Source organism: Promicromonospora sukumoe (assembly GCF_014137995.1).
Classification (GTDB): domain Bacteria; phylum Actinomycetota; class Actinomycetes; order Actinomycetales; family Cellulomonadaceae; genus Promicromonospora; species Promicromonospora sukumoe.
This window is the reverse complement of sequence record NZ_JACGWV010000003.1, coordinates 792,006-811,886: the sequence shown is the minus strand read 5'-3', so window position 1 is coordinate 811,886 and position 19,881 is coordinate 792,006. Positions and strand designations below refer to the sequence as shown.

General features: G+C 74.9%; 18 protein-coding genes. 15 read left to right on the top strand and 3 right to left on the bottom strand.

Annotated features, from left to right (window positions below; translation table 11 throughout):
* From FHX71_RS27695 to FHX71_RS27670, 6 genes are read left to right on the top strand one after another with little or no spacing between them, the layout of a single operon-like run.
* Entirely contained in the window at window positions 1-654 is a 654-nt protein-coding gene (locus tag FHX71_RS27695; RefSeq protein ID WP_182620667.1) for a NeuD/PglB/VioB family sugar acetyltransferase, read from the top strand.
* Window positions 651-1,832, top strand: coding sequence for a glycosyltransferase (locus FHX71_RS27690; RefSeq protein ID WP_182620666.1), 1,182 nt, complete (start codon window positions 651-653; stop codon window positions 1,830-1,832). The genes FHX71_RS27695 and FHX71_RS27690 overlap by 4 nt, the downstream gene beginning before the upstream one ends.
* Entirely contained in the window at window positions 1,825-3,360 is a 1,536-nt protein-coding gene (locus tag FHX71_RS27685; RefSeq protein ID WP_182620665.1) for an oligosaccharide flippase family protein, read from the top strand. Before FHX71_RS27690 ends, FHX71_RS27685 begins: the two co-directional genes overlap by 8 nt.
* The gene (locus FHX71_RS27680; RefSeq protein WP_246403568.1) at window positions 3,357-4,571 is read left to right on the top strand and encodes a DegT/DnrJ/EryC1/StrS family aminotransferase; all 1,215 of its coding nucleotides are present in this window, start codon (window positions 3,357-3,359) and stop codon (window positions 4,569-4,571) included. Before FHX71_RS27685 ends, FHX71_RS27680 begins: the two co-directional genes overlap by 4 nt.
* Entirely contained in the window at window positions 4,568-5,767 is a 1,200-nt protein-coding gene (locus tag FHX71_RS27675) for a glycosyltransferase family 2 protein (RefSeq protein ID WP_182620664.1), read from the top strand. Before FHX71_RS27680 ends, FHX71_RS27675 begins: the two co-directional genes overlap by 4 nt.
* A 52-nt stretch (window positions 5,768-5,819) precedes the next feature.
* Window positions 5,820-7,037, top strand: coding sequence for a rhamnosyltransferase WsaF family glycosyltransferase (locus FHX71_RS27670; RefSeq protein WP_182620663.1), 1,218 nt, complete (start codon window positions 5,820-5,822; stop codon window positions 7,035-7,037).
* Window positions 7,038-7,089: 52 nt separating this feature from the next.
* On the opposite strand, the gene FHX71_RS27665 is transcribed toward FHX71_RS27670, so the two are convergent.
* A complete protein-coding gene (locus FHX71_RS27665) occupies window positions 7,090-7,833 on the bottom strand; it encodes a hypothetical protein (protein ID WP_182620662.1) in 744 nt (247 codons plus the stop codon).
* Between the two features lie 125 nt (window positions 7,834-7,958).
* Between FHX71_RS27665 and FHX71_RS27660 the strand changes: the two genes are divergently transcribed.
* The 5 genes from FHX71_RS27660 (at window position 7,959) to FHX71_RS27640 (ending at window position 12,755) form a co-directional block, all read left to right on the top strand.
* Window positions 7,959-8,972, top strand: coding sequence for a hypothetical protein (locus FHX71_RS27660; protein ID WP_182620661.1), 1,014 nt, complete (start codon window positions 7,959-7,961; stop codon window positions 8,970-8,972).
* The gene (locus tag FHX71_RS27655) at window positions 8,969-10,285 is read left to right on the top strand and encodes an O-antigen ligase family protein (protein WP_182620660.1); all 1,317 of its coding nucleotides are present in this window, start codon (window positions 8,969-8,971) and stop codon (window positions 10,283-10,285) included. The genes FHX71_RS27660 and FHX71_RS27655 overlap by 4 nt, the downstream gene beginning before the upstream one ends.
* An 84-nt stretch (window positions 10,286-10,369) precedes the next feature.
* Window positions 10,370-11,023 carry a polysaccharide deacetylase family protein gene (locus FHX71_RS27650; protein WP_182620659.1) on the top strand — a complete coding sequence of 218 codons (654 nt, stop codon included), beginning with the start codon at window positions 10,370-10,372 and terminating at the stop codon, window positions 11,021-11,023.
* Window positions 11,023-11,922, top strand: coding sequence for a glycosyltransferase family 2 protein (locus tag FHX71_RS27645; protein ID WP_182620658.1), 900 nt, complete (start codon window positions 11,023-11,025; stop codon window positions 11,920-11,922). Before FHX71_RS27650 ends, FHX71_RS27645 begins: the two co-directional genes overlap by 1 nt.
* The gene (locus FHX71_RS27640; RefSeq protein WP_182620657.1) at window positions 11,919-12,755 is read left to right on the top strand and encodes a glycosyltransferase; all 837 of its coding nucleotides are present in this window, start codon (window positions 11,919-11,921) and stop codon (window positions 12,753-12,755) included. The genes FHX71_RS27645 and FHX71_RS27640 overlap by 4 nt, the downstream gene beginning before the upstream one ends.
* Window positions 12,756-12,975: 220 nt before the next feature.
* Here the strand turns inward: FHX71_RS27640 and FHX71_RS27635 are convergent, their stop codons facing one another.
* Together FHX71_RS27635 and FHX71_RS27630 are read right to left on the bottom strand one after the other, a co-directional pair.
* Window positions 12,976-13,956, bottom strand: coding sequence for a hypothetical protein (locus FHX71_RS27635; protein WP_182620656.1), 981 nt, complete (start codon window positions 13,954-13,956; stop codon window positions 12,976-12,978).
* A gap of 32 nt (window positions 13,957-13,988) precedes the next feature.
* Complete coding sequence (locus tag FHX71_RS27630; protein WP_312877243.1) at window positions 13,989-15,254, bottom strand: glycosyltransferase family 4 protein; 1,266 nt, start codon at window positions 15,252-15,254, stop codon at window positions 13,989-13,991.
* 174 nt (window positions 15,255-15,428) lie between these two features.
* On the opposite strand from FHX71_RS27630, the gene FHX71_RS27625 reads away from it, so the two are divergent.
* The 4 genes from FHX71_RS27625 (at window position 15,429) to FHX71_RS27610 (ending at window position 19,877) form a co-directional block, all read left to right on the top strand.
* Window positions 15,429-16,283: a hypothetical protein gene (locus tag FHX71_RS27625; RefSeq protein WP_220490501.1), complete on the top strand. Its 855-nt coding sequence runs from the start codon at window positions 15,429-15,431 to the stop codon at window positions 16,281-16,283.
* 252 nt (window positions 16,284-16,535) lie between these two features.
* Complete coding sequence (locus FHX71_RS27620; protein WP_182620655.1) at window positions 16,536-18,167, top strand: acyl-CoA ligase (AMP-forming), exosortase A system-associated; 1,632 nt, start codon at window positions 16,536-16,538, stop codon at window positions 18,165-18,167.
* Window positions 18,164-19,474 (top strand): pyridoxal-dependent decarboxylase, exosortase A system-associated, encoded by a 1,311-nt coding sequence (locus FHX71_RS27615; protein ID WP_312877242.1) that lies wholly within the window; start codon window positions 18,164-18,166, stop codon window positions 19,472-19,474. Before FHX71_RS27620 ends, FHX71_RS27615 begins: the two co-directional genes overlap by 4 nt.
* 109 nt (window positions 19,475-19,583) lie before the next feature.
* A complete protein-coding gene (locus FHX71_RS27610; RefSeq protein ID WP_182620654.1) occupies window positions 19,584-19,877 on the top strand; it encodes an acyl carrier protein in 294 nt (97 codons plus the stop codon).
* Window positions 19,878-19,881 lie beyond the last annotated feature (4 nt).

Below are 19,881 nucleotides of genomic sequence, written 5' to 3'. Positions count from 1 at the left end.
GTGGCAGCGAGCTGGGGCGGGCCGCTGCTGCTGGTCGGGGCGAGCGGCCTCGCCCGAGAGGTGCTCCCGGTCGTGGCCGAGGCCGGGCACGACGTGCTCGGCGTGCTCGACGACCGGTTCGCGGAGCTGTCGATCACGGTCGGCGGCGCGCCGGTGCTCGGGCCGGTGACCTCGGCCGCCGAGCACCCCGGCGCCCGGCTGCTGCTGTGCGTCGGCCCGAGCCTGACCCGGGCCGCCGTGCACGGCCGGCTGACGAACGGGTCGACGTACGCGCGCGTCGTCGACCCGTCGGTGCGCAACCCCGCCGGGTCCCCGGTCGGGGAGGGCTCGATCCTGCTGGCCGGCGTGACGATCACCGCGGACGCCGTGCTCGGCGCGCACGTCGTCGCGATGCCGCGGGTGACGGTCACGCACGACTGCGTGGTCGGGGACTTCGCGACGCTGGCGGCCGGGGTCTCCCTGGGCGGCGGCGTGCGCGTGGGCCGCGCGGCCTACGTCGGCATGAACGCGTCGGTGTACCCCGGGGTCCGGATCGGTGCCGGCGCCGTCGTCGGCATGGGCGCCGTGGTGCTCACCGACGTGCCCGACGGCGAGACCTGGGCCGGCGTCCCGGCCCGGCGGATCACGTCCCGCGCCGTGGGGGCGGCCCGATGAGAGTCGTCGTGTACGTGCACCACATGGAGATCGGCGGCAGCCAGCTCGGCGCGCTCGAGCTCGCCCGCGAGACCATGGCCCGCGGCCACGACGTGCTGGTGCTCGCCCCGCCCGGCGGGGCCCTGTGGGAGGTGGCCGACCGGTTCGGGCTCGACACCGAGACCCTGCCGACCCACCTGACCTGGCCGTCGCCCCGGAACATGGCGCGGGTGGTGTCGGCCGTGCGCCGCACCCGCGCCGACGTCGTGCACGCCCACGAGTGGGGCCCCGCGATCGACGTCGCGCTCGGCACGCACCTCCTGCTCGGCACCCCGGCCGTGGTGACGACCATGTCGATGTACGTCTCCGGCTACATCCCGCGGCACCTGCCGCTCGTCGTCGGCACCCGCGACCTCGCCGAGGACGCGGAGGGCCGGGGCTACCGGCAGGTCGAGCTCCTGGAGCCGCCCGTGGACACCGTCGCCAACGCGCCGGGCGTCGCGGGCGGCCCGGTGGCGCGCGCCCGCTGGGGCTTCGGGCCCGACGACGTCGTGGTCTCCGTGGTCTGCCGCCTCACCGACGACCTCGACAAGACGGCGGGCGTCCTGGAGGCGATGGACGTCGTCGAGCAGGCCGGCCCGGCCAGCCCGGTCCGCCTGCTCGTCGTGGGCGACGGCCCCCGGTCCGACGCCGTCGTGGCGCGGGCCGAGAAGGTCAACGCCGAGCTCGGGCGGCCCGCGGTCGTCGTGGCGGGAGCCCTGGACGACCCGCGGCCCGCCTACGACGCGGCCGACGTCGTCATCGGCATGGGCAGCTCCGTGCTCAAGGGGATGGCGTTCGGGAAGCCCGTCGTCGTCCAGGGCGAGCGCGGGTACTGGCGCGCGCTCGACGAGCAGAGCCTGGCCGTGTTCCTCGGCCAGGGCTGGTTCGGGGCCGGGGGCGCCGGGGCAGCGGCGCTGGCCGCCGCGCTGAGCCCGCTGGTCCGCGACGCCGGCCTGCGGGCGGAGCGCGGCGCGTTCGGCCACCGGGTCGTGACCGAGCGCTACTCGCTCGTGGCGTCGGCCGAGCGGATGGAGCAGGTCTACCGGGCCGCCGCGGCGACCGGACGCCGCTCCCCGCGCGACCTGGCCCGGCTCGGCGCCCGCGTCGCGTGGGACGTCGTCCGCGGCCGCCTGCGGGAGAGGCCGGCCCGTGACTGACGAAGGCACCCTGAGCGGCAAGGTCGGGCGCGCCCTGCGCTGGAGCACCACCGGCACCGTCGTGGTGCGGCTGGGGAACCTCGGCCTGGGCATCGTCATCGCGCGCATCGTGTCGCCGGAGGAGTTCGGCCTGTACGCGATCGCCCTGACGGTGCAGAGCGTCGTCATGGCCCTGGCCGACCTCGGCCTGAGCGCCGACCTGGTCCGCAGCCCCGACTTCCAGCGGCGCACCGGCCCGGTCGCGATCCTCGGCCTGGTCACCGGCGGCACCCTGACCGTCATCACGGCGCTGTCCGCGCCCGCGCTCGCCTCCGCGATGGGCGGCCCCGGCGCGGCCGGGCCCATCGCGATCCTGGCCGCGACGTTCCTGCTGGCCGGCATCGGCGTGGTGCCGTTCGCCACGCTCCAGCGCAACCTCGACCAGCGCGGGCTGTTCCGCTCCACCGCGCTCGACTTCGGCGTCGGCGCCGTCGTGACCCTCGCCTTCGCCGCGTTCGGCTACGGCCTGGTGGGGCTCGCCGTGGGCCGGGTCGCCGGCCAGGCGTGCGGCGTCGCGATGCAGTTCTGGCTCACCCGGACCCGGCTGCGGCTCTCGTGGGACCGCACGGTCGCCCGGTCCGTGCTCGCGTTCGGCCTGCCCGTCGCGGCCGCGAACCTGCTGTCCTGGGTGCTCCTGTCGGTCGACCGCGTGGTGCTCGGCAACACGGCCGGCGCCGTCGCCCTCGGCTTCTACGTGCTCGCCGCGAACATCTCGACGTGGCCGATGACGCTCGTGGGCCAGGCCCTGCGCTCGGTCACGCTGCCCGCCTTCTCACAGGTGCGCGAACGCGCCCGGGCCGCGCTCGTGCCGCTGCTCGGCCCCGTCTGGTGGGCCGTCGCCGCGGCGGCCGCCATGCTCGCCGCACTGGCCCACCCGGTCGTCGTGCTCGTCTACGGCTCCCGGTGGGAGCCGGCCGCGCAGATCCTGGTGCCGCTGGCCGTCGTCGGCGCCGTGCGCGTGATCGCCGACGTGCTGGCCGGATACCTCTACGCGCTCGGCCGCTCGCGCGGCGTGCTCGTGGTGCAGATCGTCTGGCTCGCCGCCCTGGTCCCCGCCACCGTGGTGGGCGCCCGGACGGGTGGCAGCATCGGCGTCGCCGTGGCGCAGGCGGCCGTCGCCGTCGGCGTGCTGGTGCCCGCCTACCTGGTGCTGCTGCGCCGCTCGCGCGACGAGGTCGGGGCCCTGGCCTGGGCGCTCACCGTGCCGGCGGTCGCCGCCGTGGCCTCCGTCGCCGCGGGGATGCTCGCGGCCGACCGGGTCGAGAACGCGCTGCTCGGCGGGCTCCTCGCCGGCGGCGTCACGCTCGTGCTCTACGCGGCCAGCACCCTCGCCTGGGTGCGGCCGCGCTGGCGCGCCGCCCGCACGGCGCTCGACGGTCCGGCCGAGCCGGACGCCGGGACCGACGCCGAGCCCGAAGCCACCGACCAGACCCCGGACCTTCTGCCGGACGCCGTCCCGGCTGCCCGACCGAGAGGAACGACCTCATGACCGAGACCACCACCGCGACCCCCGCCGTCGCCCCCACCGCGGTCCCCGCCCCGGCTCCCGCGACGATCCCCGTCGCGCCCCCGCACTCCCCCGTGCCGTTCCTGGACCTGGGCGTCCAGACCGCCGAGGTGGAGGCCGACGTCCGCGAGCGCTGGGACGCGATCCTGCGCACCTCCGGCTTCGTGCTGGGGCCCGACGTCGAGCGGTTCGAGCGCGAGTTCGCCGTCTACAGCGGGGTGCGCCACGCGATCGGCGTCGGCAACGGCACGGACGCCCTGGAGATCGGCCTGCGCGCGGCCGGCATCGGCCCCGGCGACGAGGTGATCGTCCCGGCCAACACGTTCTTCGCGACGGCGGAGGCGGTGCTGCGCTGCGGCGCCCTGCTGGTGCCCGCCGACGTGGACGACGACTTCCTGATCGACCCCGAGGACGTCGCCGGCCGGATGTCGGCGCGCACCCGCGCCGTCGTCGGCGTGCACCTGTACGGGCAGATGGCGCCGGTGGCGCGGCTCCGCGAGGTCGTCGGCCCCGACGTCCTCGTGGTCGAGGACGCCGCCCAGTCGCAGGGCGCGAGCCGCGACGGCGCCCGCTCGGGCGGGGCGGGCGACGTGGCCGCCACGAGCTTCTACCCGGGCAAGAACCTGGGCGCGTTCGGCGACGGCGGCGCGGTCATGACGCCGTCGGACGACGTGGCCGAGCGGGCGCGCCGCCTGCGCAACCACGGCGGCATCAACCGGTACGAGCACCTGGAGGTGGGCGCCAACTCGCGCCTGGACTCCCTGCAGGCCGCCGTCCTGTCCGCGAAGCTGACCCGGCTGGACGCCTGGAACCAGCAGCGGTCGGAGGCCGCGACCCGGTACGGGGCGCTCATCGCCGAGGCGTTCGCGGACGTGCCGGAGCTCGTCGCGCCGCGCGAGCTGCCGGGCGCCACGCACGTGTGGCACCTGTACGTGGTCCGGACGCCGGACCGGCCCGCGGTGTCCGCGGCGCTGTCGGCCGCCGGGATCGGGCACGGCATCCACTACCCGGCCCCCGTGCACCTGCTGCCCGCGACCGAGCACCTGGGCTTCCGCCCCGGCACCGCGCCACGCGCCGAGGCGCACGCCGACCAGATCCTCTCGCTGCCGATGTTCCCGGGGATCACCGCCGACCAGCAGGAGCACGTGGTGCGCACGCTGCACGACGCCGTCACCAGGCGGGTGCCGCGATGAGCGCCGGGACGCTCGACCGGGCGGCGAACGCCTGGCGCGGGTGGGTGGACCGGCACGCCACGGGCGGGCAGGGTCCGGGCGCCCGTGTGGTCCGGACGCTCGGGTCGTGGGTCCGGTCGCCGCTCGCGGCGCAGTCCTTCCGACGTCGTCCCGCGGCCGCCCCGCAGCTGCGCCCGAAGGTCTCCGTGGTGGTGCCCTGCTACAACTACGGCCGGTTCCTGCCGCAGACGGTGGGCAGCCTGGTGACCCAGGAGGGGGTCGACGTCGAGGTGATCGTCGTCGACGACACGTCCACCGACGACAGCCTCGCCGTCGCGCGGGCCCTGGCGGCCGAGCACCCGGCGGTGACGGTGCTGGCGAACGAGCACAACCTGGGCCAGGTCGGGTCGTTCAACCGCGGCTGGGAGCAGAGCACGGGCGAGTTCGTCGTGCGGCTGGACGCCGACGACATGCTGCCGCCCGGCGCGCTCGCGCGGGCGACGGCGGTCATGGAGCAGTACCCGCGGGTCGGGCTGGTCTACGGCCACCCGCAGCACTTCGAGGACGGCACGCCGCCCGTCGGGGCGCTGCACGAGCTGTCCTGGACCGTCTGGGACGGGCGCGCGTGGCTGTCCGAGCGGTGCCGCACGGGCGTCAGCTCCATCACCTCGCCCGAGGTGGTCATGCGCGCCGACCTGCTCAAGGACGTCGGACCGCTGGACCCGCACCTCAAGTTCACGATGGACGTCGAGATGTGGCTGCGGCTGGCCGCCGTCGGCGACGTCGCCTACGTGGGCGGCGCCGACCAGGCGCTGCACCGCGAGCACGCGGGCAGCCTGAGCGTGAACGAGGGCTCGGGCGCGCTCCTGGACCTGCGCGCCCGCGTGGACGCGTACGACCGGCTGTTCGCCAACGTCGGGGACCGGATCACCGGCGCGCGCGGGCTGCACGACCGCGCCCGGTCGGCGCTGGCCCGGGACGCCCTGCGGTACGCCGCGGCGGCCGCCGACCGGTCGGAGCCGCCCGCGCCCTACCTGGAGCTCGCGGCCGAGGTCTGGCCGGCGTCGGCGTCCTGGCCCTCGACCGCGCGGATCGGCCGCCGGGCGGTCCGCGCCGAGCGGACGGGCCGGGCCGGGTCCGGCGCCGTCGTCCGCAAGGTCGCCCGCCGCGCCCGGGCCGAGCTGATGTACCTGCGCTGGGCGACGTCCGGCCTGTGACGCCGCCCGAGACCGCGCCACCGAACGAGCCCGTGAACGAGGGGACCTACCGATGAACCGGCTGACCAAGGCCACCGCGAAGCTCCGGCGCCTGCGCCGCGTGGGCGCGCGCGGGCTGGCGCAGCGCGCCGCCGCCCGCGCCTACCGGACGACGGACGCCGCCTCGCTCGGCTTCCAGCTCGACGCCGCCGACATCGCCGAGGACGTGCCCGATGCGCTGCCGACGCCGGAGCCTGTGCTCGGCGACCGGCCGCTGACCGTGGGCTGGGTGACGTCGCCGCCCGCCGCGGGCTCCGGCGGCCACACCACCCTGTTCCGCATGGTCGAGGGCCTGGAGGCCCGCGGGCACAAGTGCGTCGTGTTCCTCTACGACCGGCACGGCCTGGACGTCGCCCAGCGGACCGCCGAGCTGCGGGCGGGCTGGCCCGGGGTGCGCGCCGAGGTACGGGACGCGCGCGCCGGCATCACCGGGATGGACGCCGTCGTCGCGTCGTCGTGGGAGTCCGCGCACGTCATCGTGGCGAACGCGGCCCGGCCCGTGCACCGCCTCTACTTCATCCAGGACTACGAGCCGTACTTCTACCCGCGCGGGTCCGAGTACGAGCTGGCGGCGATGACCTACCGGTTCCCGTTCCGGCGCATCGCGCTCGGCGACATGGTGGCCGGCTGCCTCACCTCCGAGCTGGGGCAGGGCAGCGACGTCGTCCCGTTCGGCTGCGACACCGACACGTACCACCTGCCCGAGGTCGAGAAGCCGCGGTCCGGGGTGGTGCTCTACGCGAAGCCCGACGTCGGCCGCCGGGGCTACCTGCTGGCCCGGCTCGCCCTGGAACGCTTCCACCGCGCGCACCCCGAGCAGGAGATCCACGTCTACGGCTCGCGCCCGGCGGACCTGACGATCCCGGTCACCTACCACGGCCGCCTGACGCCCGCGGAGCTCAACGACCTGTACGGGCGCGTCGTGGCGGGCCTGGCGATGTCGTTCACCAACATCTCGCTCGTGGCCGAGGAGATGCTGGCCGCCGGCGTCGTGCCCGTGGTCAACGACTCGCCGCTGGCGCGCGCCGACCTGCCCAACCCGTACGTCGGGTGGGCCGAGCCGACCGCCGCCGGGATCGCGGCGCAGCTCGCCGCCGCCGTCGAGCGGCCCGACGGCGCCGCGTACGCGGCCAAGGCCGCCGCGAGCGTCCTGGGCCGGTCCTGGGCCCCGGCGCAGGAGTCGGTCGCCCGCATCGTGGAGGACGAGGTCCGTGGCGCCGCGCACGGCTGACGGCCGGGGCGTGGCTGACGACCGGGGCACGGCCGTCAGCCGGCGGCCCGGGTCAGCGCGCGGCGGCCGGTTCCGGCTCCGCGGGGACCTGCTCTGCCGGGACGGGCTCGGCGGGCTCCGCCGGGGCCGGCTCGGCTGCGGCCTCGGCGGCGCGCCCCGCGGCGTCGCGCCGGCGGGCGCGGGTCTCCAGCACGGCGATGAGCGTGAACGTCGCGCTCGCGCCGAGCAGGCCCGCCATGCCGGCGGCCCGCATGCTCGATCCGCCCACCTGGTGCACCACGGTGGACTCGGGGGCGACCGTCACGGTGATGTCGTTGACGGGCGCCACGCCGGCGTCGCGCTGCAGGCGGTCCAGCTCGTGCTCGATCTGGTCGATGATCTCCTCCTGCCGCGCGCCGACCTGCTCGGCCGTGGCGCCGACGACCTCGACGTACAGCACCTGCTGGGCGAAGTTGGGGGCCCACTGGCCGCCGGTGTCGGGCAGGCGGACCGACCAGCCGTCGCGGATGCCCTCGCCGACCAGGGTCGCGTCGGGCGACGCGTACTTGGTGACCGCGGCGGGCCCGGAGACGGCCTTCGCGACCACGCCGGCCGTGATGATCAGGTCCTCGGAGGTGGTGCGCAGGGCGTTCGGGTAGGCCTTGCTCGCGGGCGCCAGGAAGACCACCTGGGTACGGCTCCAGTAGACGCCGTCGTCCAGCGTGGTCGTGTACACGAGCCCCAGGGAGGCGACGGCACCGGCCAGCAGGACGGGCCACCGCCGTACCGCCGCACGTATCAGGTCCCACACCGTCATCGATTCCCCGCAATTTCTCGGAGCGGGCGAAATTCCCGTCGGAGTTCCGCGACTCGTTCCTTTGCCCGCCCTCGGCACGATACCTTTGTCGAGCGCGGCGTGATACGCCCGGAAAGGGTGAACAAATGTCATTCCTCGACGTGATAGCAGCCTTGGGCCGCCGGTGGTACGTGACCGTCGCGGGCCTGTTCGCCACGGTCGCCCTGCTCCTCGGCGCGAGCACGCTGGAGCCGCCGGTGTACACCGCGCGCGGCCTCGTCCTGCTCGTGCCGTCCCAGCAGATGGTCGGCAAGGGCGGCAACCCGTTCCTGGCCCTCGGCGGGCTCGACCTGCCCGCCCGCGTGGTGGTCGCGTACTACGAGAGCGACGTCGCCAAGGCGCGGTTCACCTCCGGCTCGGCCGACTCCGAGTACGTCGTGGCCATCGAGGAGTCGACGCGCGGCCCGGTCATCTCTGTCGACGTGACCGACAGCAGCCCCGAGGGCGCGCTCGCGACGCTGGAGGAGCTCACGACGTCGGTGCCCGTGGAGCTGCGCCGCCTCCAGGAGGAGGTCGACGCGCCCGAGAACGCCATCGTCTCGACGCTGGTCCTCGCCAAGGACGAGGAGGCGGAGGCCGACAACAGCGGCACGGTGCGCATGATCATCGCCGCGGCCGGCGTCGGGCTCGTGGTGACCGTCGTCGGCGCCGTGGCGGTGGACGGGATGGCGCGCAGCCGGATGCGGGGCCGCAAGCGGGTAAGCCCGGCGAAGCCGAAGCCGGAGCCGAAGGACCCGTCCGACGGCGACCCGGAGGCGCCGGACGCGACGTCCGGCGCGAAGGCGACGGGCGCGAAGGTGGCCGAGCCGAAACCGGCCGGATCGAAGGCGGAGGCCCCGCAGAAGACGGACCCGGAGCAGGCCGCCGCGCAGCAGGCGGAGCCGAGCACGGCCGACGCCGGGGCGCAGACCGTGAAGCCGTTCGTCGCCAAGCCGCCGACCGTCAAGCTGCCCACCCTCCGCCCGCCGTCGGTGCAGCCGCAGGGCGGCGCCGCCCCGGACGACCGGTCCCTCCCACCCTGGCACAACCCCCCGCTGGAGTCCCGTGAGCGACGCCGCGACGAGGCCGCCGCCCGGGCGTCCTCCGCGGAGTCCCGGTGACCCAGGCCCGGCCCGTCGCCGTCCAGCGGCACGCCGCCCCGGCGCGGCCGCTGCTGCGGCGGGGGGCGGTGCGGTTCGACGTCGTCACCTGGCTCTCGATCTACCTGCTCCTCCTGTTCGCCATCCCCTCCAAGCTGGTGATCGGGCCGCTCGGCAGCGCGGGCGCACCCTCGATGGTGGTGGGCCTCGCGAGCCTGCTGCTGTGGGTGCTCATGGGCGTCGGGGCGGCGCGGCCCACGCTGAGCGGGCCGCGGCTGATCCGCGTCTCGCTCTCCGTGTTCCTGTTCAGCGTCGGCGTCACCTACGTCCTGGCGATGTCGCGGCCCGTCGTGTCGAACGAGGTGAGCCCCGCCGACGTCGCGATCCTGGCGCTGCTCGCCTGGTCCGGGGTGCTCCTGCTGGCGCACGACGGCATCACGTCGGCCGCCCGGCGCGACCAGCTCGTCTGGCGGCTGGCCCTCGCCGGCGGCGCGCTGGCCGTGCTCGGGCTGGCGCAGTTCGCCTTCGGCGAGCTCTTCGTGGACCGGCTGACCCTGCCGGGGCTGACCCTCACGTCGCCGTACGAGCTGGGCCAGCGCAACGGCCTGTTCCGCCCGCAGGGCACCGCGACCCACCCGATCGAGTACGGCGTGCTCGTCACGATGCTGCTGCCGCTGACGCTGCACGTCGGCTTCGAGCACACCGAGCGCAGGGCGGTGGTCCGCTGGGCGCCCGCCGCGGCGGCGCTCGTCCTGGTCCCCGCGACGGGTTCGCGGTCCGCCTACGTGGGCGCCGCCGTCGCCCTGATCGTCATGCTGGTCGGCTGGAGGGGCGCGCGGCGCCGGGTCATGCTCGGCGTCACCGCCGTCGGGGCCGTGGCGGGCATCGTGGTCGCGCCCAACATGCTGTCCTCGATCCTCGGCCTGTTCACCGGCGCCTCGGAGGACCCGAGCGTCACCTCCCGGACCGGCTCCTTCGAGCTGGCGGGCGAGTTCATCGCGCGCGACCCCCTGTTCGGGCGCGGGCTGGGCACGTTCCTGCCCACCTACCGGATCTTCGACAACCAGTACCTCCTGCTGCTGGTGACCGTCGGCCTGGTGGGCACGGTGCTGTTCCTCGGCATCTGCGTGGCGACCGTCCGGGTGCTCGTGCGGGTGCGCAAGCGCAGCGCGGACACCGACGCCCGCACCTACGACCTGGCCCTGGCCCTCATGGCAGCGGTGCTCGTCGGGTTCGTCAGCCTGTTCTTCTTCGACGCCTTCGCGTTCCCGATGACGATGGGCGCGCTCTTTCTCCTGGTCGGTGTCGCGGGCTCGCTGCGCACCCGGGCATAGGCCTGCCGCTATGTCCCGAGAATCACCCGGAGAATCACCCGGTAATACATTCCACGGCCCCGGCCCGTCGTTCACGATAAACAAATGATCAATCTCTGCTTTCACGGCATCGGGACGCCGCCGGACGACGTCCCGGCCGAGGAGGCCGCCTACTGGGTCGACGCCGACACGTTCCGGCGCGTCCTCGACCTGGTGGCCGTCCGGCCGGACGTGCGGCTCAGCTTCGACGACGGCAACACATCCGACCTGACGGTGGCGCTCCCCGAGCTGGTCGAGCGCGGGCGCGCCGCCGACTTCTTCGTGATCGCCGGCCGGCTCGGGCAGCCGGGCTCGCTGTCCGCCGGCGACGTGCGCGCGCTGCGCCGGTCGGGGATGGGCGTCGGGTCGCACGGCATGCACCACCGGGTGTGGCGCCGGCTGACCCCGGACCAGGTGCACGAAGAGCTCGTCGAGGCGCGGGAGCGGCTGGAGGAGGTGCTGGACGAGCCGGTGACCACCGCCGCGTGCCCGCTGGGCCGCTACGACCGGACCACCCTGGCCGCGCTGCGCAGGCTGCGCTACACGCGTGTCTACACCAGCGACCGCGCGCTGGCCCGGCCGGACTCCTGGCGGCAGGCCCGGTTCAGCCTCCGCGCGAACGACACGGCCGACGACGTCGCCGTCTGGCTCCGGCACGGCGACCGCTACACGGTGCGCGCCGCGGACCGGGCCCGGACCTTCGTCAAGGGGCTGCGCTGATGGGGGCCGAGGTGGCGGCGGTCGTCGTGACCTACAACAGCGCCCAGCACGTCGACGCCCTCCTGGACAGCCTGCCCGCGGCCTTCGGCGACGTGCCGTACACGACCGTGGTGGTGGACAACGGGTCCACGGACGACACGCTGGCGCTGCTGCGCCGGCGCGGCGACTGCACCGTCGTGGAGAGCGTGAACGACGGCTACGGCGCGGGGATGAACCGGGCGGTGCGGCACTCCCCGGAGGCCGCGGAGATCCTGGTGCTCAACCCGGACGTGGAGCTCGACGCCGAGTCGGTGCCGCGGATGCTGTCGGTGCTGCGCCGGCCGGGGGTCGGCATCGTGGCGCCGCGCACCCGCGAGGCCGACGGGAGCCTGTCCCCGACGCTGCGCCGGGAGCCGACCCTGGCCCGGGCCGGCGGCCTGAGCTTCACGGGCCTGCCGCTGCTCGCGGAGCGGATCGAGGACCCGCGCGCCTACGTCACGGAGCACCCGGTGGACTGGGCCGTCGGCGCCATCTGGCTCGTGGACCGGGAGTGCTTCGACGCGCTCGGCGGGTTCGACGAGACGTACTTCCTCTACTCCGAGGAGACGGACTTCGCGCTGCGCGCCCGGGACCGCGGCTGGCTGTCGGTGTACGCGCCGGACGCCGGCGGCATGCACGTGGGCGGCGGGTCGGGCACCAGCCACGCGACGCACACCATGCAGATGCTCAACCGCGTGCGCCTGATCCGGCGCCGCCGCGGCACCCCGGCGGCCTGGACGTACTACGGCGTGACCCTGCTCGTGGAGCTCCGGCGGGCCCTCCTGGGGCACCGCGCGTCGTGGCCCACCCTGCGGGCGCTGGTCCGGCCCTCCCTGCGGCCGGCGGCGCTCGGCGCGAGCGACGCGGTGCTGCCCCGATGAGCGGGCCCGTCGCGTCCGTCGTCGTGCCCGCGCACGACGAGGAGCGCACGATCGGCCGCCTGCTCGACGCGCTGTGCGCCACCCCCGGGCTGCTGGAGGTCGTGGTCGCGTGCAACGGGTGCACGGACGGGACGGCGGCCGTGGCCGCGCGGTACCCCGTGACGGTCCTGGACCTGCCCGAGCCGTCCAAGGCCCGCGCGCTGCGCGCCGCAGACGACGTGGCCGTGACGTTCCCCCGCGTGTACCTGGACGCCGACGTCGAGATCTCCGCCGACGGCGTGGCCCGGCTCGCGGCCGCCGTCGGGCCAGGGGATGCCGCCGTGGCGGCGCCGTCGCGCACCCTGCCCCGTACCGGGGTGACGCCGCTCGCCCGCTGGTACTACGACGTGTGGGAGGCGCTGCCGACCGTGCGGTCCGGGCTGTTCGGGCGCGGGGTGCTGGCCGTGTCGCGGGACGCCGCCGCGCGGGTCGCCGCCCTGCCGCCGGTGATGGCGGACGACCTCGTGCTCTCGGAGGCGTTCGCCCCCGCCGAGCGCGTCGTCGTGCCGGACGTCGCCGTCGTCGTGCACCCCGCCCGCACCCTGGGCGACCTCGTCCGGCGCCGGGCGCGCGTGACGACCGGCAACGTCCAGGCCGACCGCGCGGGCCTGCGCGGGGCGGAGGCGCGGACGTCGCTCGGCGACCTCTGGCGGGTCGTCCGGGAGCGCCCGGCGCTGGCGCCCAAGGTGCCGGTGTTCGCCGGCGTCGTGCTCGCGGGGCGGCTGCGCTCGCGCGCCGCGGTGCGCGCGGGCGACTTCACGACCTGGGAACGCGACGCCAGCTCGCGGGCGTGAGGGGCGGCTGCCTGGTCCCCTCGCGCCTGAGGCCGACTGCCGCCCTCCGCTGCACGCCTCAGGGCGGCTGCCGCCCTCTCCTTTGAGACCTAAGTTTCTTCGCTTTGGGGCGGCCCAAAGCGAAGAAACTTAGGCCTCGAAGGAGATCGTCACCCAGGGCGTTGGGGACAGATCGGGGCAGAGCGGACGACGCCGTACGGCAGGCCTCGATCAGCGGACGTCAGTTGCCGCTGCCCGCGCACTCGATCGGGTCGCCCGGCCGCGTGCCGCTGCTGCCGACCGTCACGGTGTTCGCCTGCCACTCGGTGAGGGCCCCGCACAGGACGTCGACCGGGCCGTAGCCCCAGGCGTCCTGCACGATCTGGAGGTTGCGCACGCTGCCCGGGGTGCCCGCGCGGAACGCGTAGCCGCCGCCCTCGACCAGCAGCCCGTCGACGGTCAGCGACGTGTTGCCCTGGCCGCTCGGGTAGAAGAACGGCGCGGTCCCGTAGCAGTCGGGGGCCTCCTCCATGATGATCCGGACGTTCCGGACGGTCACGCTGCCACCGCCGTAGCCCTGGATGCCGTCGCCGTGCCAGTCCTCGCACACGTCGGGCGGGACGATCTTGACGTACGTGTCCTCGACGACGACGTCGCCGCACTCCTTGGCGCCGACCCGGATGCCCTCGGGCAGCTCGTCGATCACCACGTCGCGCACGGTGAACCCGCCGTTCCCGATGATCGGCTGGTCGGTGTCGCGGGTCTGCACCGAGCTGCGCAGGAACTCGGACTGCTCGACCACCATCCCGGACCCGCACACCCCCGGGGTCGCGTCGTTGACGACCCGCGACCCGAGGGCCTGGACGCGACGCAGCGTCACGTTGTCGGCCTCGACGTAGATGACGCCGTCCGTGATCCGCAGGTCGCTGACGACGGTCCCGGCCTCGCGGATGAACAGGTCGCCAGTGTGGGTCTCCTTGGGCTTCCAGCCCTCGGGCAGGCCCGCGGTCGCCGGCGTCGGGAACTCCAGGGCCTCGCCCTTCTCGACCACGCTCGCGGGCGGCGACGGCGCCTCGGTGGACACCGGGCTCTCGGCGGGCGCGGAGGCGCCCGAGCCGGCCGGGTCGGTGCCCGGAGCGGTGGTGGCGACGGTGGTCAGCGCGGCGGCGAACAGCGCGCCGACGGCCCAGCGGAGCGGTGACCGCCACGACGAGGTGCCCATGCCGGTCATCCTCACACGCCGGTCGTTCTCGCTCATCCGGACGCCTGTGATCCCGAGGTGAGCCGCGTCGCCGCGACCTGCTCGTACAGCTCCACCATGCGGTCGACCTTGCGCTCCCACAGGTGGGTGGCGGCCACGTGCTCGCGCGCGGCCTCCCCCATCTTGAGGCGCTGGTCCGGGGCGGTGACCAGGCGGCGGACCGCCGCGGCCACGTCGCGGGCGAGCTGGTCCGGGGACAGTGCGGGCACCCGGACGGCGCACTCGTCCGACACGTTGGCGCCCGGGCCGCCCCGATCGCAGACGACGAGCGGCAGCCCGTACGCCATCGCCTCCAGCACGACGGCGCCGCCCGGCTCCCGGTAGCTGGGGAAGACGAAGACGTCGGCGCGCTCGTAGAACCCGTCGACCTCGGCGCGCGGCACGGCGCCGTGCACCGTCACCCGGTCGGCGAGCCCGAGCTCGCGCACGAGGTCGTCGCAGGCCTGGCGGTCGTTGCCGTCGCCGACGACGTCGAGCACCACGGGCAGGTCGCGCAGCTCGGCCATGGCGCGGATCGCGTCCCGGGCGCCCTTGGTGCGCACCAGCCGCCCGACGTGCAGCAGCCGGACCGGCCCGGGACGCCCCGTGCGGTCGACGGCGGGCCGCACGGCGTCGACGGACACGTCGCCGATCGTCTCGAACCGGCGCAGCCGCAGGTCGCCCAGGAGCTCGCGCACGTAGGGCGCGATGCCCACCACGCAGTCGGCCTGCTCGTAGGTGGAGCGCAGCAACGGGTCGCGCCGCAGCCGCACCCGGTCGAGCCGGCGGAGCTGCTGGTACCAGGGCGTGGCCGCCTCCTCGGCGGCGAACGCGGGCGGCGACTCCAGGCTGCCGCCCACCGGACCGATCACGAGCGGGATGCCCAGGCCGACGACGGGCGACGGGTAGCGCAGCGCCACGGGCGTCGCCTGGTGCGCGACGTCGAACCGCTCGCCCTCCGCGAGGCGCGCGCGGACCCACCGCCGGGCCCGCGCGTAGAACGGGACGTACGCCGGCTGGAGCAGGCTGTTCAGCCGCTCGGCGCGGTGCACGAGCGGCGGCTCGGGCCACTCCACGACCCGCACCCCGGGCAGCTGCCGGGACGGCGGCACGTGGCCCTTCTTCCAGGTGGACAGCAGGGTCACCTCGAACCGCCGCGACAGGCGCTCCGCCCACTGGTGTGCGAGCCACGACTCGCCCACGTCGTTGCCGTCGCACGCGGGTGCGACGAGCAGCACGTGGGCCCTGCGGGCGGACCCGGCTCCATCAAAGACGACCACACCCCGATAGTGACGGCTGGCGTCCGCAGAAGCACGCGCCTCCCGGGTGAACGCTGGGGTGATAAATGCCTCGCGGCACGCTTACGCAAATCACCGGATGAAATTGACGCGCGTTGTTCCTTTCACCCCGCCCCACCCCGGACGGCGACTATTTCCGGGGTCATACTCACCGACGTGGCACATTCGAAAGAGGTCAGTCTCGCCCCCGTCACGACAGGTGACCTGCCGCGTGTGGGCGAATTTCTCAGCGTGCACCTGGACAGCACCCTGACGCCCGGGCAATGGGCGCGCTCGCTGCGCCCCACGTGGACCACGAGCCATCCCGACCACGGGTTCCTGCTGGAGTCCGAGGGCACCGTCGTGGGCGTCTACGCCGCCCTGTACTCGGAGACCGAGGGGCGCGCCGTGTGCAACGTCGCGGCGTGGTGCGTGCTCGACGAGTTCCGGCACCACTCGCTCCGGCTGCTGCGCGCGATGCTCGCCCAGCGCGACCGGGAGCTCACCGACCTGTCCCCGAGCGGCACCGTGATCCCCCTGAACGAGCGGCTCGGGTTCCACCACCTCGACACCTCGGGCGCCCTGGTGGCGAACCTCCCGCTGCCCACGCCGGGCGTACGCCTGCTGACCGGGCGCGCCGACATCGAGGCCGTGCTCAGCGGCGCTGACCTGGCCGCTTACCGGGACCACGCCGACTCCGCCGCCGCCCGGCACGTCGTCGCGGTCGTCGACGGGCGGCCGTGCTGGGTGGTGTTCCGCGCCGTGCGCCGCAAGCGGGTGCGGCTGTTCGCCTCGGTGCTGCACGTGAGCGACCGCGACCTGTTCCGCGCCGCCGCGCCCGCGGTCTACCGGCACGTGCTGCTCGCCCACGGGCTGCCGTTCACCCTGCTGCAGACCCGCGTCAGCGGCCCCCGGCCGTGGCACTCGGTGCCCCTGCCGGCGCAGCGGCCGACGATGTACCTGAGCCGGACCGGCGAGCCGCCGGAGACGGTGTCCTACCTCTACAGCGAGCTCACCCAGGTGCCGTGGTGAATCCGGCCGGGTGAATCCCGCGAGGTGAAAAGGGCACGGCGGGGCCTAATTCACCATTTGCTTTCCTTGAACAGGGGATGACATCGGGTCCATGCACGGTAATTCACCTCCTGCGCCTCGTGGATGTGATTGACATAACACTGCACACGCGTTGTGACCTCGCCTTTTTCACCTCTCCCGCGGTTCACCCGCTTTTCGGCCCTATTCACCCTCGCCTGGCCTGCCGAAAATGATCGTGCGCGCTTTACCGTGATGTTCGTGACCACCATCCATCAGCATCTGGAGCATCAGGCGCGCCTGCGGCCGGACGCCCCCGCGCTGTCGGCCCGCGACGCGACCCTGACGTACGCGGAGCTGTGGCGCGCCGTGCGGCGGGCCGGCGTCCGCCTCGCCGGGCTCGGCGTGGCGCGGCACGACCGGGTGGCGGTCTTCCTGGAGAAGCGGTTCGAGACGGTCGAGGCCCTGTGGGGCACCTCCGTGGCCGGCGGCGTCTTCGTCCCCGTCAACCCGCTGCTGAAGGGCAAGCAGGTCGCCCACGTCGTGCGCGACTCCGGCGCGCGCGTGCTGGTCACCTCCACGGGTCGGCTGAGCGCCGTCCGCGACCACCTCGGCGACACCGGGCTGGTCACGGTGCTGCTCGTCGACCAGCCCGACGGCGGCGCCGCGGACGACCTGCCCCAGGTACCCGGCCTGGAGGTGCGGCGCTGGAACGACGTCGCCGACGGCGAGGCGCCCGGCGGCACGGCGTCCGACGACGAGGCCCCGGCGGCCGCCCCCGAGCTGCACGACGGCCCCGACACCGACATCGCCGCGATCCTGTACACGTCCGGCAGCACCGGCGCCCCGAAGGGCGTCGTCCTGTCGCACCGCAACCTGGTCGTGGGCGCCACGAGCGTCTCGGGCTACCTGCACAACACGGCCGACGACGTGCTCCTGGCGGTCCTGCCGCTGAGCTTCGACGCCGGGCTGAGCCAGCTCACCACCGCGTTCGCCGTCGGCGCCCACGCGGTGCTGCTCGACTACCTGCTCCCCCGGAACGTCACCGCCGCGTGCGAGAAGTACGGCGTCACCGGCATCACGGGTGTGCCGCCGCTGTGGACCCAGCTCGCCTCGGTCGAGTGGCCGTCCGGCGCCCGGTTCGCGCTGCGGTACTTCGCCAACACCGGCGGCCGCATGTCGGGCGCGCTCCTGGGCGAGCTGCGCGAGCTGTTCCCCACGGCCGCGCCGTACCTGATGTACGGGCTGACCGAGTCGTTCCGGTCCACCTACCTGGACCCCGCGCAGGTGGACGCGCGCCCCGGCTCGATCGGCAGGGCGATCCCGAACGCCGAGGTGCTGGTGCTGCGCCCGGACGGCACCCCGTGCGCGCCCGACGAGCCCGGCGAGCTGGTGCACCGCGGCAGCCTCGTCGCGCTCGGCTACTGGAACGACCCGGAGCGGACGGCGGCACGGTTCCGCCCCGTGCCGGGCTACGACGAGCCGTGGCGTGCCGTGCCGGAGCCCGCCGTGTGGTCGGGCGACACCGTGGTGCGCGACGCCGACGGCTACCTGTACTTCGTGGGCCGCGAGGACGAGATGATCAAGACCTCCGGGTACCGCGTCAGCCCCACCGAGGTGGAGGAGGCCGCCCTGGCCTCCGGCCTGGTGCGCGAGGCCGTCGCGATCGGCGTGCCGGACGAGCGCCTGGGGCAGCGGATCGAGCTCGCCGTCCTGGCCCCCGAGGCGGTCGACACCGACCGGCTGCTCAAGGAGATGCGGCAGACCCTGCCCACCTTCATGCTGCCGGCACAGGTCCACGTCGCCGCCGCGTTCCCCCGCAACCCCAACGGAAAGCTCGACCGCCCCGCCATCCGCGCGGAGCTGGTCGCGGAGGTGTCCCAGTGACCGCCCAGCCCCTGGCCGAGGCCCCCGTCGGCGCCACGGCGCCCGCCCCGGCGAGCCCCGCGGCCCCCGCCCCGGCAACACCCACCCCGCACCCGGCCGTCGCCGCGATGCCCGTGTCCGGCGACGAGATCCTCGTGGGCGGCGTCCCGCTCGAGCGCCTCGCCGCCCGCGTGGGGTCCACGCCCTTCTTCGCCTACGACCGGCAGCGCATCACCGACCGGGTCCGCGAGGTCAAGGCCGCGCTCGGTGACGCCGTCCGGCTCGGGTACGCCGTCAAGGCCAACCCGATGCCCGCCGTCGTGCAGCACCTGTCCGGGCTGGTGGACGCGCTCGACGTCGCCTCCGCGCACGAGATGCACACCGCCCTGGACACCGGGACGGACCCGGGCCGGATCAGCTTCGCCGGCCCCGGCAAGACGCCGGCGGAGATCCGGTCGGCGGTCGCCGCAGGCGTGCTGATCGAGCTCGAGTCGTACACCGAGGCCCGCCGCGTCGTCGCGGCCGGCGAGGCACTCGGCGTCGTCCCGCGCGTGGCGATCCGCGTCAACCCGGACTTCGCAGTGCGCGGCTCGGGCATGCGCATGTCCGGCGGCCCGCAGCAGTTCGGCGTCGACGCCGAGCAGGTCCCCGACCTGCTGTCCTACCTGGGCACCACGGGCGCGGACGTGACCGGGTTCCACATCTTCGCCGGCTCGCAGAACCTCGACGCGGAGCTGATCGCGGGCGCGCAGCGCGCCACGGCCGACCTCGTCGTCGCGCTCGCCGAGCACGCGCCCGCCCCGGTGCGGTACGTGAACCTGGGCGGCGGCCTGGGCATCCCGTACTTCCCCAAGGACCGGCCGGTGGACCTGGCCCGCGTCGGCGAGAGCCTCGCGGCCGTCGTCGCCGACCAGATCGCCCCGGCGCTGCCCGAGGCCGACGTGCACATCGAGCTGGGCCGCTACCTCGTCGGCGAGGCGGGCAGCTACGTGACCCGCGTCATCGACCGCAAGGTCTCCCGCGGCCGCACCTACCTGGTGGTCGACGGCGGCATGCACCACCAGCTCGCCGCCTCCGGGAACCTCGGCCAGGTGATCCGGCGCAACTACCCGGTGCTCGTCGGCAACCGGATGGCGTCGTCCGACGTCGAGCAGGCGACCGTCGTCGGCTGCCTCTGCACCCCGCTCGACCTGCTGGCCGACGACGTGCCCCTGCCCCGGGCCGAGCCCGACGACCTGGTGGTCGTGCTGCAGGCGGGGGCCTACGGCCTCACGGCCAGCCCGACCGCCTTCCTGGGCCACCCGGCGCCCGCCGAAGTACTGGTGTGAGGCGGAGGTGCAGCGAAGGGTGGGGGCCGAGGAACGAGGCACCCGCCCGTAGCGGAACCGCAGTCTCACACCACAAAGACACAGTGTGAAGCCACGACAGGAGACCCTCATGACCAGCGACGTGACAGACAGCCCCGCGGGCACCACCACGAGCGGCGTGGCCCTCGCCGACGTGCTCGAGGTGCTCGGCAGGGTGCTCGGCATCGAGGACCGGGTGCGCACGTTCGACGCCGCCACCCCCCTCTTCGGCGACGTGCCCGAGCTCGACTCGCTCGCCGTCCTGGAGCTCGTGACCGCCCTCGAGGACCGGTTCGGCATCACGGTCGAGGACGACGAGCTCGCCGGCGGCCTGCTGGAGACCGCGGGCAGCCTGCACGCGTTCGTCAGCGAGCGGGCTCGGTGACGGG